This is a genomic window from Pseudomonas sp. ASL9, assembly GCF_056680335.1.
Genome location: NZ_CM155277.1, coordinates 1,621,470 through 1,635,444, shown reverse-complemented (window position 1 = coordinate 1,635,444; position 13,975 = coordinate 1,621,470). Strand labels below are relative to the sequence as shown.

Annotated in this window: 12 protein-coding genes and 2 pseudogenes; 11 read left to right on the top strand and 3 right to left on the bottom strand. The window is 57.2% G+C overall.

What is annotated here, in order from left to right:
- Position 1: 1 nt before the first annotated feature.
- Complete coding sequence (locus tag AC1ME2_RS07640; RefSeq protein ID WP_480440161.1) at positions 2-1,153, top strand: PQQ-dependent sugar dehydrogenase; 1,152 nt, start codon at positions 2-4, stop codon at positions 1,151-1,153.
- Positions 1,154-1,539: 386 nt separating this feature from the next.
- On the opposite strand, the gene AC1ME2_RS07635 is transcribed toward AC1ME2_RS07640, so the two are convergent.
- Entirely contained in the window at positions 1,540-1,845 is a 306-nt protein-coding gene (locus tag AC1ME2_RS07635; protein WP_480440160.1) for a PepSY domain-containing protein, read from the bottom strand.
- A gap of 207 nt (positions 1,846-2,052) precedes the next feature.
- On the opposite strand from AC1ME2_RS07635, the gene AC1ME2_RS07630 reads away from it, so the two are divergent.
- From AC1ME2_RS07630 to AC1ME2_RS07620, 3 genes are read left to right on the top strand one after another with little or no spacing between them, the layout of a single operon-like run.
- Positions 2,053-2,928, top strand: a complete 876-nt coding sequence (locus AC1ME2_RS07630; RefSeq protein WP_480440159.1) for an NAD(P)-dependent oxidoreductase — start codon at positions 2,053-2,055, stop codon at positions 2,926-2,928.
- A 32-nt stretch (positions 2,929-2,960) separates the two neighbouring features.
- The gene (locus AC1ME2_RS07625) at positions 2,961-3,446 is read left to right on the top strand and encodes a GNAT family N-acetyltransferase (RefSeq protein WP_480440158.1); all 486 of its coding nucleotides are present in this window, start codon (positions 2,961-2,963) and stop codon (positions 3,444-3,446) included.
- Positions 3,447-3,499: 53 nt separating this feature from the next.
- Positions 3,500-4,300, top strand: coding sequence for a glucose 1-dehydrogenase (locus AC1ME2_RS07620; protein WP_480440157.1), 801 nt, complete (start codon positions 3,500-3,502; stop codon positions 4,298-4,300).
- A 49-nt stretch (positions 4,301-4,349) separates the two neighbouring features.
- On the opposite strand, the gene AC1ME2_RS07615 is transcribed toward AC1ME2_RS07620, so the two are convergent.
- Positions 4,350-5,003: a methyl-accepting chemotaxis protein gene (locus AC1ME2_RS07615; protein WP_480442049.1), complete on the bottom strand. Its 654-nt coding sequence runs from the start codon at positions 5,001-5,003 to the stop codon at positions 4,350-4,352.
- Positions 5,004-6,859: 1,856 nt separating this feature from the next.
- On the opposite strand from AC1ME2_RS07615, the gene AC1ME2_RS07610 reads away from it, so the two are divergent.
- The 7 genes and pseudogenes from AC1ME2_RS07610 (at position 6,860) to AC1ME2_RS07580 (ending at position 12,890) form a co-directional block, all read left to right on the top strand.
- Positions 6,860-8,179, top strand: coding sequence for an MFS transporter (locus AC1ME2_RS07610; RefSeq protein ID WP_480440156.1), 1,320 nt, complete (start codon positions 6,860-6,862; stop codon positions 8,177-8,179).
- Between the two features lie 158 nt (positions 8,180-8,337).
- Positions 8,338-8,808: a VOC family protein gene (locus AC1ME2_RS07605; RefSeq protein WP_480440155.1), complete on the top strand. Its 471-nt coding sequence runs from the start codon at positions 8,338-8,340 to the stop codon at positions 8,806-8,808.
- 538 nt (positions 8,809-9,346) lie between these two features.
- Positions 9,347-9,511, top strand: a pseudogene (locus tag AC1ME2_RS07600) (LuxR C-terminal-related transcriptional regulator); the annotation flags it as partial.
- Between the two features lie 266 nt (positions 9,512-9,777).
- Positions 9,778-10,378: pseudogene (locus tag AC1ME2_RS07595) on the top strand (ABC transporter ATP-binding protein); the annotation flags it as partial.
- Between the two features lie 153 nt (positions 10,379-10,531).
- Entirely contained in the window at positions 10,532-11,737 is a 1,206-nt protein-coding gene (locus tag AC1ME2_RS07590; RefSeq protein WP_480440154.1) for an ABC transporter permease, read from the top strand.
- A gap of 57 nt (positions 11,738-11,794) precedes the next feature.
- Positions 11,795-12,499 (top strand): hypothetical protein, encoded by a 705-nt coding sequence (locus AC1ME2_RS07585; RefSeq protein WP_480440153.1) that lies wholly within the window; start codon positions 11,795-11,797, stop codon positions 12,497-12,499.
- A 16-nt stretch (positions 12,500-12,515) separates the two neighbouring features.
- Positions 12,516-12,890 carry a hypothetical protein gene (locus AC1ME2_RS07580; RefSeq protein WP_480440152.1) on the top strand — a complete coding sequence of 125 codons (375 nt, stop codon included), beginning with the start codon at positions 12,516-12,518 and terminating at the stop codon, positions 12,888-12,890.
- Here the strand turns inward: AC1ME2_RS07580 and AC1ME2_RS07575 are convergent.
- The gene (locus tag AC1ME2_RS07575; RefSeq protein WP_480440151.1) at positions 12,887-13,948 is read right to left on the bottom strand and encodes a diguanylate cyclase; all 1,062 of its coding nucleotides are present in this window, start codon (positions 13,946-13,948) and stop codon (positions 12,887-12,889) included. The two genes, AC1ME2_RS07580 and AC1ME2_RS07575, sit on opposite strands and share 4 nt — an antisense overlap.
- Between the last annotated feature and the right edge of the window lie 27 nt (positions 13,949-13,975).

The following is a 13,975-nucleotide window of genomic DNA, read 5'->3' as shown; positions in this document are numbered from 1 at the left end:
CATGCTGCGTCAAACATTGATCGCGTCACTCTGTGCCAGCGCCTTGTCCGGCCTGCCGCTGACGGCGTCGGCGGGCCCGACACAGGCGCTCAACAGCGAGTTGGGCGCAGTCAGCGTCAATCAGATCGTCAAAGGTCTGGATCATCCATGGGCAGTGGCGTTCCTGCCGAACAAGCAGGGCTTCCTGGTCGCCGAGCGGCCAGGCAAGCTGCGCATCGTTTCCGCTGACGGCAAATTATCTCAACCGTTGTCGGGCGTGCCTAAGGTCTGGGCCCAAGGGCAGGGCGGTCTGCTGGATGTGGTGCTGTCGCCGGACTTCGCCAATGACCGCATGGTCTACCTTTCGTATGCCGAAGGGGGTGGCGAAGGGGGGACCGCCGGTACGGCTGTCGGTCGTGGCCGGCTGTCCAGCGACATGGGTAAGTTGGAAGGCTTCAACGTGATTTTCCGTCAGGAGCCGAAATTGTCGACGGGTAGTCACTTCGGTTCTCGGATGGTCTTCGACCGTGACGGCTATCTGTTCATAACACTGGGCGAAAACAACAACCGTCCAACGGCTCAGGATCTGGACAAGCTGCAAGGCAAGGTCGTGCGTATCTTCCCAGACGGCAGAGTGCCGGAGGACAACCCCTTTGTCGGGCAGGAAGGGGTGCGACCGGAAATCTGGTCCTACGGTCATCGCAATCCGCAAGGTGCGGCGCTGAACCCTTGGACCGGCACACTCTGGACCCATGAGCACGGACCAAAAGGCGGTGATGAAATCAACATCATCGAAGCCGGCAAGGATTACGGCTGGCCGATAGCAACCCATGGCAGCGACTACTCGTTGCAGCCGATTTCAGAAGCCAGGGGCACAACGGTGGGAGGCACCGTTGCGCCCAAACATGTCTGGGAAAAATCCCCGGCCATCAGCGGCATGGCGTTTTACGATTCCGAGCGTTTCAAGCCTTGGAACCACAACCTGTTTATCGGTGCGCTGGGGGCCGAGGATTTGATTCGCCTGCAATTCGACGGCGACAAAATCGTGCATGAAGAGCGTCTGTTGGGCGGGCTGAAAGCACGAATCCGCGACGTGCGGATGGGCCCGGATGGGTACATCTATGTACTGACCGACTCGGATGACGGGGCGTTGTTGAAAGTGGGGTTGGAGTGAGTTTTTTCGTGAATGAATTGGCTTTCACACAGGCTGCCCAGGGGATCGCATGTTTTCTGTAATTGGATGGACTCGCCCAAGCCGCCCCGTCTTCGACGCCGCGCTGTCGCGCAGCAAACGGGGTCTCGATTCTGCCCGGAGGGCGTAGGAGCTGACTTGTAACTACGCGTCCCGCTGCGAAGACCATGCGGCGCGGAGTACCTGACCCATCAGGTTGTCTGGTCTTCGCAGACAAGTCAGCTCCTTCAAAGGCTCAGCGTTGGCTGAAAATTTAATAACATTTATGCTTTATTTTTCAATGGCTTATAGGTTTTTTATAGGAGCGAATTCATTCGCGAAGCGTTGTGTCAGGCACGGAAACTTGGCCAGGCCACAATGATGCTCACTCAGGTATCTTGCTTGTCTTTCAGCACTTCACCCGTCTTGGCGTCAAGGTCCACATCCCATTTGACGCCGCTAGTGTCGCGCATTTCGGTTTGGTAGATGTAGCGCCCGTAGGAGTTCTCCAGTTCGGTGCTGTGCAGGGTCGCGCCAGGGTGTTTGGCCAGTGCTGCTTTGTTCAGTACTTCGAAATCCATCACGGTGCCAGCTTTGTGCAAACGCACGATTTCATCGGGACCGATATCCGCCTGCGCGAGGCCAGCGGCAGCTGTCAGGGTGAGGGTGGCGAACACGGCATTCAAGGTTTTCATTGGATTTTCCTGGGGGTTCAACTGTTTGGTTGAAGCAAAAGTAACCCCCCAGACTTAATCCACGCTTAATTTCCCCCTCAACTGGAAACATCTTGAGGTGGCGCATGGGCGGCTCCGTCCTTGGCTGCCAAGGTTGCAACGCGGTCTTTTGCTCGACACTAGAGAGGCGCACTCTACGGCTATCATTTTTCGCGGGAGGACTGACGCATGAAAATTGGCTTCGTTGGGCTCGGCAACATGGGGCAGGCCATGGCGACCAACCTGCTCAAGGGCGGTCATGAATTGCTGGTCTGGAATCGCTCGCCGGGGCCGGTGCACGTGTTGGTCGAGCGCGGGGCGAAGGCTGCCGCTGACCCGCAGCAAGCATTCAGCGCCGATATCGTGTTCAGTATGCTGGCCGATGATCAGGCATTGCGTGCGGTGCTGCTTGAGTCAGGCCTGCTGCAGACCCTCAAAGCTCCGCTGATCCACGTCAACATGGCGACCATCGATGTCGCCTTTGCCGAAGAGCTGGCCGCCCTGCATCATGCTCAGGGTGTGCTCTACGTCGCAGCACCGGTGATGGGGCGTCCCGACGTCGCGGCCAGCGCCAACCTGAACATTCTCGCTGCCGGCCCTGCTGCTGCCATCGAGCAGGTACAACCCTTGTTCGACCTGATCGGACGCAAAACCTGGCCGCTCGGCGAGCGGGCGTCGAGCGCCAACGTGATGAAACTGGCGGTCAACTTCATGCTCGCCTCGGCCATCGAGTCCATGGGCGAAGCCGCGGTGTTGGTGGGCGCGTATGGCATCGAGTCGGCGACGCTGATCAACCTGATTTCCAGCAGTATCTTTCCCGGTCCGGTGTATCAGGGTTACGGCACGCTGATCGCCGAACGTCGCTACGAGCCTGCTGCGTTTAAAGCCTCGCTGGGCCTCAAGGATGTCGGGCTGGCCCTGGCGGCCGCTGAACGGGTTTCGGTGCCGTTGCCCATGGCGCAGCTAGTCCACGAAAGCCTGCTCGATGCCCTGGCCCACGACGAAGGTGATATGGACCTGGCCGTGCTGGGGCAAGTGGCCGCACGTCGAGCGAAACGCAATTGAACGACCTCTCGATAGGGTATGCGAATAAGGCAATGATCGTACTCAAACCGGCATTCATCGACGACATACCGCGCCTGTGGGCGCTCAGAACCCGTGCGGTGCGGGTCAGTTGCGCCAGCCATTACTCGCCGATACAAATTGACATCTGGAGTGCGTCGACGGCGCCAGAGTCGTACCTCAGACTGATTGCCAGTCAAGGTGCATTGATCGCCGAAGAGGGCGGTCAACTGCTGGGCTATGCGATCCTCGACCTGCAAACCGGAGAGGTGGATGCCGTTTTCGTCGACCCGGACCACGCCGGTAAAGGCATCGGTAAACAACTGCTGCAGGGGCTCGAAGCACTGGCCTTGCGACATGCATTCAGACGCCTGCATCTGTTTGCATCGTTGAATGCTGTCGCGTTCTATCAAGCGGGCGGCTTTATCGCGATCAGAGACGAGGAATACGTCCATCCCAGCGGCATCAGTTTACGCAGTCTGTATATGGAGAAGGTGCTGGTGGGTGATGCGGGTGACTGATCTACGCTCAACGTGAGCAGCAATCAACAACGTAACGGGAAGGGAGACTGGGCATGTCGCGCCTCAATCAAAAAATCGCTGTCGTGACCGGTGCCGCCCAAGGCATTGGGGAATCCATCGCTCGACAGTTTGCTGAGGAGGGGGCCTTCGTGATCGTTACTGATATCAATACCACGCTTGGCCAGTCGGTGGCAGACAGCCTGGAGGATCAAGCCCGATTCATGCCACTGGATGTACGCGAAGAAGCCGCTTGGGAGGGCGTGATGCGTGTCGTGCTCGGGCAGTTTGGCAGGCTTGATGTGCTGGTTAACAACGCGGGCATCACCGGTTTTGAAAACGGCGTCGTTGCACACGATCCTGAGCATGCAACGTTGCAGGCCTGGCATGCCGTCCATGCGACAAACCTCGATGGCGTGTTTCTCGGTTGCAAACACGCCATCCGGGCTATGCGTCGCACGAAGACAGGGTCGATCATCAATATTTCTTCACGCTCAGGTTTGGTCGGTATCCCTGGGGCTGCGGCTTATGCGTCCAGCAAGGCTGCGGTGCGCAACCACACTAAAACTGTGGCGCTCTACTGTGCAGAGCAAGGGCTGGCGGTGCGCTGCAACTCGATTCACCCAGCAGCAATTTTGACCCCCATGTGGGAGCCGATGCTGGGCGACGGCCCGCAACGGGAGCAAAACCTGCGAGCTTTGGTCAAAGACACGCCGCTGCAACGTTTCGGTCAGCCACAGGAAGTCGCTGCCGTTGCGCTGATGCTCGCGTCGGACGAGGCCACTTACATCACAGGGGCGGAGTTCAATATCGATGGCGGCTTGCTGGCGGGCTCGGCGGTTATGCCGGGGCGCTAAGTGTGACGGGGTGACGTCCTTGTCGAGTCGTGGGTGCAGCGTCGCGTATCTACGAAGCCAGCGCCGTTCTCTCCCGCCCGTTGGTGACTTCAAACTGGCCCACCAGCTTTTGCAGTTTGTTGGCATTGAGGCGCACGGTTTCCGCACTGTTTTGCAGCCCGACCACGGTCTGGCGCATCTCGCCTGAGGCCAGGTCCACGCGCTTGATGGTTTTGCCATAATCCAGGCTACGGTCGCTGAGCTGCTGGATGATGTTGATCATGCTTTCCACTTCATGGTGCAGCTGCGCGTTTTCCGATGAAGCATCCTCAGTGGTGCGCAGGTGGTTGTCGACGTCCTGCACGCCGCTTTCCATGAAGGCCACGGCCTGCTGGGTTTCGCTTTGCAGCCCCTCGACCATGTGCTTGATATCATCGGCGGCGCTGGCGGTACGGATGGCCAGGCTGCGTACTTCGTCGGCCACTACCGCAAAACCGCGACCGTGCTCACCGGCGCGTGCGGCTTCGATGGCGGCATTGAGCGCCAGGAGGTTGGTCTGATTGGTGATGTTGGTGATCAGGCCGATGATCTTGCTGATCTGCGCCATCCGGCTGTCGAGCAACTGCACGCTGGACGCCGAACGCTCCACCACGTCGCGAATAGACTGGGTGCCGACGCGGACGGCCTCGAATTGTTCGCGAGCGTGGCGTACCACGTCGTCCATGGCCCGCTTCATTTGTTCGGCCGTCAACGATGCCTGGTTGATTTCACCCAGTTGGCCCTCGACGATCAGCATCATGCGGTTCACTGCTTCAGCCACTTCGCTGGAGGTGAAACCGGCTTCCTGGCTACTGCCGAGCATCAGTGCGTTGGTTTTGCCCATGCTGTGGGAGGCGTGGATCACCTGACCGACCACCGCATCCAGATTGTCGATGAAGCTATTGATCCAGCGCCCCATGTCGCCGGTTTCGTCGTTGGCCATCTTCTTGGTGTCGAGACGCTGACGCAGGTTGCCTTCGCCCTCGGCAATTGTGCGAATCACTTCCGTCATATCACTCAGGCGCACCGCCAGGCGTTTGGGCCCGAACGACGAGAACAGCAGGGCGGTGACCGCCATGCTGAGCATTTCGACCCCATCGACCTGTAGCTGACCCAGGCCGCTGTAGTGTTGGACCAGATAATTGCAGGCGAACAGGCCGACCATGGTCGCCAGATAGGGTTTCATCAGGCCGTAGCTCAGGGAGCGGCGGCGATAGACTTCCTCCAGATCGGCCTCACACATCATGCCCCAGCGATCCGCCGAACCGGGCATCTGGAAGGTCACGCCTTTACCAATCACCGGAATATGTCGGTAGTCGGAATAGCCGGGGTAGGTGACGAACAGGTTGGAACCGGTGCGTATGGTTTCACGCACGCCGGGGTGCAATTGTTGGGTGGCCGGATCGATAAAGCGCAACTCGAGTTCAGTGTGACGCTGAATCTGTACCGAGCCCCAGGCTGTGTGTACGCCTGTCTTGAGGTTTTCCCCGTGGGTGAACGCGTTGTCTTCGAAGCGCGAGCGTGACAGTGCAATACCAGGTAGCAGGGTGCGGTCGAAACCGGCCTTGACCATGAACAGGTAGTTGTCGCCAGACTCAGGGTAGATATGCCCGGCTTCGCGCTGGATCAAATCCCCAAGGACATCGTTTGGCACCCGTCCGCACAGGCAGCCCAGCACTTTGCCGTCAAGCAAGAGCGGCTGATAGAACATCAGGGTGACTTCGTCATGGAAGCGTGACGACGACGGGCCAATCTTCAAGGTCAGCGGGTCGCAGTAGGGGCCGTGCAGAAAAGGTTTTCTCAGGCCTTCTGCCAGCGCAAGAGGGTTTAAATCCTTGGCGTTGCAATGTGCTGGCCATGTAGACGCAAGCACCTCGCCTTGGGTATTGACGACAAACAATTCGGAGAAGTCTGACGCTTGGCTGAGCTTCTCCACCAATACCGAGGCGTCGATCCGATCGAGGTCGCGTGCGACGTTGGTGCTCAGCTCGCTCAAGTGTTCCCAATACTCTTGAGCCCAATGTTGGAGCAATTTGACGCGGGTTTCGGCGATGGACTCGAAGGTGCGTTCGATCACCGGGTAAATGGACTTGTTCAGGCGGCAGGAGCGACGCATGGCCATTTTTCCGGTCTTGCCGAACCAGGGTAACCAATGCTTTTCAGCAGTGGATAGCTGCATTGAATGACTGTGCAAGGTCATGCCGGACTCCTTAAACAACGGCATCAAAGATACTGCCACCCACGCAAGGACCGCGCCATGCCCTGTAATAAACGCCTTATTGCCCTGAATAGAGGCTGAATGGGCATTTTTTGGCGTTTTTGCCTTTGCAAATGTCGTTATCGTGCTCTGTCTAAGTGCGTTTTCTGATAGGCGTGCCCGTCAGGGAGCGTAATCGCACAGATCGTATCTGTGCGGTGAGTCGATTGCGCTTTGCTATGCTTCGCGCCCTGCGTCCGGGCGAAAAGCGTCTCGTGACCGTTTCAGTGGGACGGTCCGTCGTGGCGGTCGAACCTTAATCACTTCACGCTTTCGGATTGCTTATGACCGCTATGACTCGACCACGCCTCCAGCCGCTGTCACGGGCTGACTACAAAACCTTGGGCCTTGCGGCGCTTGGCGGGGCGCTGGAAATTTATGACTTCATCATCTTCGTGTTCTTTGCGCTGACCTTGAGCCAGCTGTTTTTCCCGCCAGACATGCCCGAGTGGCTGCGTTTGCTGCAAAGCTTCGGCATTTTCGTCACCGGCTACCTAGCGCGGCCGTTGGGCGGCATTCTGATGGCGCACTTCGCTGATCGGTTGGGCCGCAAGCGTGTGTTCAGCCTGAGTATCCTACTGATGGCGCTGCCCTGTCTGCTGATCGGGGTGATGCCGACCTATGCCCAGATCGGCTACTGGGCGCCGCTGATTCTGCTGGCCCTGCGTATCCTGCAAGGCGCCGCAGTGGGCGGCGAGGTGCCGAGTGCGTGGGTGTTCGTCGCCGAGCATGCGCCGAAAGGTCATCGCGGCTATGCCTTGGGTGTACTGCAAGCCGGGCTGACGTTTGGCTATTTGCTGGGCGCGCTGACGGCGACCTGGTTGGCGCAGGTGTTCAGCCCTGCGGAAATTCTCGATTACGCCTGGCGCATTCCGTTTCTGCTGGGCGGCGTGTTTGGCGTGGTGGGTGTCTGGCTGCGGCGCTGGTTGAACGAAACTCCGGTGTTCATGGCCCTGCAGGCGCAGCGTGAAGCCTTGGGCGAGTTTCCGTTGCGAGCGGTGCTGCGTGAACATCGCCAGGCATTATTACCCGCAGCGCTGCTGACGTGCGTGCTGACCTCTGCGGTGGTGGTGCTGGTGGTGATCACCCCGACGGTGATGCAACAGCGCTTCGGCATGACGGCCAGCCACACGTTCGCCCTGAGCGCCCTGGGGATCGTTTTCCTGAACATAGGCTGCGTGCTGGCCGGTCTGTTGGTGGATCGCCTCGGCGCATGGCGTGGTGTGGCGCTTTACAGCCTGCTGCTGCCGCTGGGCATTGCGCTGTTATATGCGAGTCTGATTGGCGACTGGCTCTCTCCCGGTCTTGCCTATGCAATCGCCGGGCTGTCCTGCGGCATCGTCGGTGTGGTGCCATCAGTGATGGTCGGTTTGTTCCCGGCGCATATCCGCGTTTCGGGTATCTCCTTCACCTACAACATTGCCTATGCGCTCTGGGCCAGTACCACACCACTGATGTTGATCGTGTTGATGCCATGGAGTCCGTGGGTATGCGTTGGCTATTGCACGATCATGGGTGCAGTGGGTGTGTTGACGGCCGTTTTTTTCGGCCTGCATCGCGGTGTTGAGGTTGATGGTGTCATGGCGGTAAAAGCCGGACGTTGACCACCTTTGGAGGCAACGGTGTGAACACTAAAAACAACGTGTCGGGGCCGTTCGATCCGTCCAGCGGCAAGGTCCTGTTCGACCTCGAACCTTGATCGCCACAGCCTGTCTTCAATAGAACAACCGCAACACATATCACCACAAAAAGGAGAATAGATATGAGCGTCAAAGCAATCCCGGAGGGCTTCCACAGCCTGACCGTGTACATGGGCGTCAAGGACGCAGCCAAGGCCATCGAGTTCTACAAGAAGGCTTTCGGCGCCACCGAGAATTATCGCCTCGACATGCCGGGTGGCAAGGTTGGGCACGCCGAACTGCAGATCGGTGATTCCAGGCTGATGCTTGCCGATCCGTGTGATCAAGGCGCATTCACCAGCGCCGACCCGAACGGTAAAACCTCATTCGGCATGCACCTGTATGTGCCCGATGTGGATGCCCAGTTCAAGCGTGCGGTCGACGCTGGGGCCAAGGTCGAGAACGAGGTCAAGGATCAGTTCTACGGTGATCGTAGCGGTTCCGTGAGGGATCCTTTTGGCCATCTCTGGTACATTTCGACCCACAAGGAAGACCTGACACCCGAAGAAATCGGCAAACGTGCCGCAGAGGCCTTCAAGCAAATGCAGGCCTGACAGTCTCCGGCGAAAAATCAGCACGTCGTCAGACTGACGCCATCAGCGCGACGTGCTGGCCTGCCCCCCCCTCGAAAACCTCCGCGCTCGAAAATGGAAGTGCTGTTTTGTTACAGCGTTATTTGTAACAGATGATTGTAATTATCATTCCCAAAGTTTATTCTGCCTGTCTATACAACTGATGTCGAAATGCTCTTGTTCATTGAGGATTTGCCTGACGTGGCAAATGACCGATGTGGGATTGTTATACGCCTATTTTATGTAAGTCTTTAGATCGTAACCTACATAGTGAGTCCTATTTTATTGTAGGAAAAGTCTCTAAGTGCCCATGGCCAGTGGTGAGTGATCGTAAAAGTATGCTCTGTATTTTTTGAATATGCAGAGCGTACGAAGAGGAGGGAGGATCCGTCGCGGAATACTAAAACCTTATAAATAAATAGGTCTGTGTGTCGACGTACTGTTTGAGGTCAAGGAAGGGGGATGAAAGAAGCTTCCTGTACGTTTGTTTCAAGTGCTCAATAAAAAAGGGTCGATACCTATGCGGGTCACACGGAGAGAGCGCGAAGTGCTGTCCCTTCTGCTGCGCGGAAAAACCAACAAGCAAATCGCAGAGGCCCTGAGTATCAGCGGGTATACCGTTCGTGATCATGTCTCGTCGCTGCTAAAGAAGAGTGGCGTCGAGACCCGTGCTGCGCTCATGGCTGAGCATATATTCGAACGAAATTCAAAATAATCATAACCCCCTACATCTGTAGGATTGTGCGTAGATTCAGGGTGTTCATAATACGGGTCAATGAAACCGCACGGGGCATCAAGGCAGTCTGGGTTCTGATTGATAGTGTTGACAGTTGTCAAGATTAGTTAACGGTTCACTTGTTTGGAACGCTAATTTTTTGGCGGGTGTTCGGCTGCCTTTAATACGTGTTAATGCTTTTATTTTAGACGAATGACAATACCGCGTATTAATCGATGGCGGTACTTCAATGGCGCTTGGTCATCGTGTTTTTGAGGAATGCAACAATGGGTGTTGGTGATATTGATGCTCCTGAGTTACTCGCCTTGCATGACATAAGTCAGTATTACTCCCAGGGCAAGCAGGCAGTGGCTGTGCTAAAGAACATCAACTTGATAATAAGACGCGGGCAAACCTGTGCGTTGGTCGGTGTCTCTGGATCGGGCAAAAGCACGCTGCTCAATATCCTGGGTTTACTGGAGCGGCCTATCTCGGGACGCTTGACCTTCGCCGGGAAAAATATGCTGAGCGCAACGCCCGATGAGTGGGCGCACCTGCGCAATCGTGAAATCGGTTTTGTCTTCCAGGCGTTCAATTTATTGCCGCGACTCACCGCCGTAGAGAACGTCGCGTTGTCCCTGAGCTATCGCGGCCTGTCGTGTCGGGAAGCGCGACGGTGTGCGCTGGAGCAGCTGGATCATGTCGGGCTGGCCGACCGCGCAACCTATAAGCCAGCCGACCTCTCTGGTGGGCAACGCCAGCGGGTTGCGATTGCTCGTGCGTTGGTGGGGCGCCCGGCACTGATTCTCGCCGATGAACCCACGGGCAATCTTGATAGCAGCACCGCGAACGACATCATGGCGTTAATGCTGGGCCTTAACCGGGAGCGCGCAGTGACCTTGGTGATGGTGACTCATGACCAGGCACTGGCGAAACGTTTTGACCGGCAGATTCAGGTCATAGACGGCCAGTTGCATGAGGAAACCGTGCGTGGCCATTGAATCGTTGACCGCCCCTTCATGGTCGCAGCGGGTTGCCGAGTCGGTCGACAGCCTGCGTTTGCAGGGGCGGCGTTCTGTGCTTGCGCTACTCGGGATCGTGGTGGGCAGCGCATCAATCATCGCGCTGCTGAACATCGGTCGCAACGCCGCCGAGGAGGCCATGCGCACGTTCAAAGATATGGGTACCGACACGCTGGTGGTGAGTTTTCCCTTTGCAGTGCAAAAGAAACAACCGCTGCCCATCACTGTTGGCACCCAATGGATACGCCATGCGCTGCCTGATATTTCCCATATAGCGCCCATTACCCAGCATTCGGTACGGATCAATCGGGAGGGCGCAAAGGCGGACGCGAGTCTGGTCGGAACCACTGCCGGCCTGGCCGAGATCATGGGCATTAGGTTGCAAGAAGGTCGGTTCATTTCAGCGTTCGATCAACGGGCAACATTCGTCGTGGTGGGGGCTCGTGTGGCCAATGACTTGCGCGTACACGGTCGGGCTTTACGCGTGAATGACGTGCTGCAGATCGACCACTACCTGTTCCAGGTCATCGGCATTGCCGCACGCCAGCCTCCCAACCCACTGCTGCCGATTGTCGTGGACGAGTCGGTACTGATCCCCATCGAAGGCATGCGGCGGCTGAGCCCTTCTGCCGAGATGGGCAACATAGTAGTCAAGGTCATGCCGGCGGCCAATCTGTCCGCCACCGCCCAGGCGCTTGAAGCACTGCTGAGCGAGAAGCTTGATGGTCGCGAAGTCAACGTGCAAATACCGCAGCAGTTGCTCGACGGTCTCAAGCGACAAGCCAATACGTTTACTTATCTGCTCGCAGGGCTGGGGGCTATTTCATTGCTGGTCGCCGGTGTCTGCGTGATGAACGTGATGCTGATGAACGTGGCCGAGCGGCGTCGCGAGATCGGCGTACGCATGGCACTGGGGGCTCGCCAACGCGACATCCGCACATTGTTCCTGCTCGAAGCCGCCACGTTGTCTGTCGCCGGAGCATCGCTCGGCGCGCTACTGGGTGTGGTGGCGGCTTACGTTTTTTCGCGGTTTTCCGGGTGGCAGTTCAGGCTTTCACTGGAGTCGCTGCCGTTGGGCATTGGGAGTTCTTTATTGATTGGTTTGTGTTTTGGGCTGTTCCCGGCGATCTCGGCATCTCGGCTATCGCCTGTCAGGGCGTTGCGGGATGAATGAACGCAAAAAAATACAAAACCAGGACGTCTATCGTTATTAACAAGTGGAGTAACCCTCATGACTGTTTCCATGATCGCTGCTGATGCAACCGTTCATACCCCGCAATGGATTGACCTCGGCCCTATTGTTGAGGGGTTACCGATGGAGTGTTCGCAATTGGCCGCTCGACAGGCCACGCTATCGAAATCCGAATTGCGAGACCTGCAAGGGAGCATCGCCGGTCCGCAAGGCCTGTTCGCTGCTTTTTCCATCCAGGTGGCAGAGCAGGGCCGGCAAGCGCCAGACCTTCAAGTGTTGCCTGGCAGCCGTGACTCAACGCGATTGATGTTGGCTGAAAAGGCGGTGGAGTTTGCACTGGGTTGCCACCAGCGTCGGGCTTACAGTGAAAACCCTTTCGCGGGCCTGTCGAGGGCAACCCTATGCTGTGTCGTTTACGACGATTTAGCCCCCTATAACCTTGCTGAGCGTTATGCTGCGAGCGAGGAACTTCGGATTTGTGACGGTCAGTTCTTCACTCGGTTGATCGCGACGACCTATAACACGATTGAACGACGGGTGGTCTTTATAGGCCTGCTTGAACATTTCGACGCCTTATTACCGGTGGAGCAAAGCATCTATCCGGACGGTTATCGAGAGGTGCAGCAACGCTACCTGGATCGTGAGGAGAAGCTCTATGGCAAATTGAATCTGGATAAACCACTGAGCGTGATTTTCGCGGAACAAACACCCGAAAGTCTGCTGGCAAGCCTGAAAGCATGCTGATGAACGTGTCGGAGTGATGACAACCGCCAAGAGCACATTATCCAGTGCCAACCGCACTTCACGCGCCAGAAGGCGTTGGGTACTTGCCTCGCTGGCGCGTGCTGTGCCGTTGGCAGCCCTGCTGGACCTCAGCCCGGTGAGCGCTGCGCAACAGGCGCGAGCCTCGCAGCCGAGTATGGCGCTCGTCAGCGCCACGTCACTGACGGCGCAGGCTCTGGAGCTGACCCTGGCGGAGGCGGTGTATCTGGGTTTGCGCGATAACCGTGGAATTCGTAGCGCCTATTTGCAACGGATCACGCAAAAATTCCATTTGCGGGTGGCTGAGGATTCATTCACCCCCAGAACCGTGATCACCAGCAAATACCAGGCTAGCCGAACGGATGGGGGTTAAACATCGGCATATTGGGGCGCAGTCGGGGCCAAGTTGACTTTGTTGCGGCCTGTACTTTTGGCGGCATATAACGCTTTGTCTGCTTCATGAAACCACATGCCGGCATCAGGGAGGCGGGTTTCGTAGGTAGCGATGCCGATGCTCAGGCTTACACTCAGCTCGGGAATGCGCATGTCCCGGTGGTTATTGACGATCACGCGCAGCCGTTCGAGAATTTCGCTGGCTTGGCAGAGGCGTGTGTCAGGCAGGATCACGCAGAACTCGTCTCCCCCATAACGCCCGGCAACGTCAGCTTCACGCAGGTTGTTGATCAGCGCGGCACCCAGTTGTTTCAGCACGTCGTCGCCGACGATATGGCCGTGGGTGTCATTGATGTCTTTGAAGTGGTCGATGTCAATCAACGCAATGGTCGTTGATCGGGACAGCCTCTGGCATTTGCTGAACTCGAGTTGCAGCAAGTGCTTCCAAGCGCCGTGATTGAGCAGGCCGGTTAGGCTGTCGGTGCGGCTGAGTTTGCCCAGGGCATGTTTATGCTCGGACAGTTTGACTGCAAGTTGGTAGCACACCAGGCCCAGAGCCAACGGGTAAATCACCAGCATTGGCAGGCAGGCGTAGATCTGCAACGGCGTGCTCGTCGGCACGAATGTCGGGGAAAAGAGCAGTACCGCAATGACCATTCCTGACACTTGAGCCAGGCAGCCCAACAGGAGCAGACGCCGCCCGCCCGCAGCAATGTTGTTCATGGCTATCATCGAGAGCACCGTCACGGTGGGCAGCAGATTAAAGCCGATGGCTGCCGCCCAGAAACCGCCGGCAATTGAGTCATAAATCAGGTTACGTCGTTCGGCCTGATAAGGGTGTGAAGAAAACCGGGCCAATTGAAAAGCCACGTGAGGCCATACAAAGCCGTGAAACAATAAAAGAGCCCAGACCCAAGTGGGTGGCTGTAAAGGGTACAAGCCAGCGGCCACACTCAAGAACCCGACACCTAGGCCAACGCAGCGCGGCAGATAGATGCGTTTGGCGAAGGTAAGGCCCTTTCCTGTTCGGATTTTCATAGCTCTCCTTATCGAATTTTATGCTCC

Coding starts and splice junctions, on each gene's coding strand:
- AC1ME2_RS07635 (WP_480440160.1), bottom strand. CDS start 1,845: ATGAAAACCTTGAATGCCGTGTTCGCCACCCTCACCCTGACAGCTGCC.
- AC1ME2_RS07580 (WP_480440152.1), top strand. CDS start 12,516: ATGACAACCGCCAAGAGCACATTATCCAGTGCCAACCGCACTTCACGC.
- AC1ME2_RS07620 (WP_480440157.1), top strand. CDS start 3,500: ATGTCGCGCCTCAATCAAAAAATCGCTGTCGTGACCGGTGCCGCCCAA.
- AC1ME2_RS07625 (WP_480440158.1), top strand. CDS start 2,961: ATGATCGTACTCAAACCGGCATTCATCGACGACATACCGCGCCTGTGG.
- AC1ME2_RS07640 (WP_480440161.1), top strand. CDS start 2: ATGCTGCGTCAAACATTGATCGCGTCACTCTGTGCCAGCGCCTTGTCC.
- AC1ME2_RS07615 (WP_480442049.1), bottom strand. CDS start 5,003: ATGGACGACGTGGTACGCCACGCTCGCGAACAATTCGAGGCCGTCCGC.
- AC1ME2_RS07585 (WP_480440153.1), top strand. CDS start 11,795: ATGACTGTTTCCATGATCGCTGCTGATGCAACCGTTCATACCCCGCAA.
- AC1ME2_RS07575 (WP_480440151.1), bottom strand. CDS start 13,948: ATGAAAATCCGAACAGGAAAGGGCCTTACCTTCGCCAAACGCATCTAT.
- AC1ME2_RS07605 (WP_480440155.1), top strand. CDS start 8,338: ATGAGCGTCAAAGCAATCCCGGAGGGCTTCCACAGCCTGACCGTGTAC.
- AC1ME2_RS07610 (WP_480440156.1), top strand. CDS start 6,860: ATGACCGCTATGACTCGACCACGCCTCCAGCCGCTGTCACGGGCTGAC.
- AC1ME2_RS07630 (WP_480440159.1), top strand. CDS start 2,053: ATGAAAATTGGCTTCGTTGGGCTCGGCAACATGGGGCAGGCCATGGCG.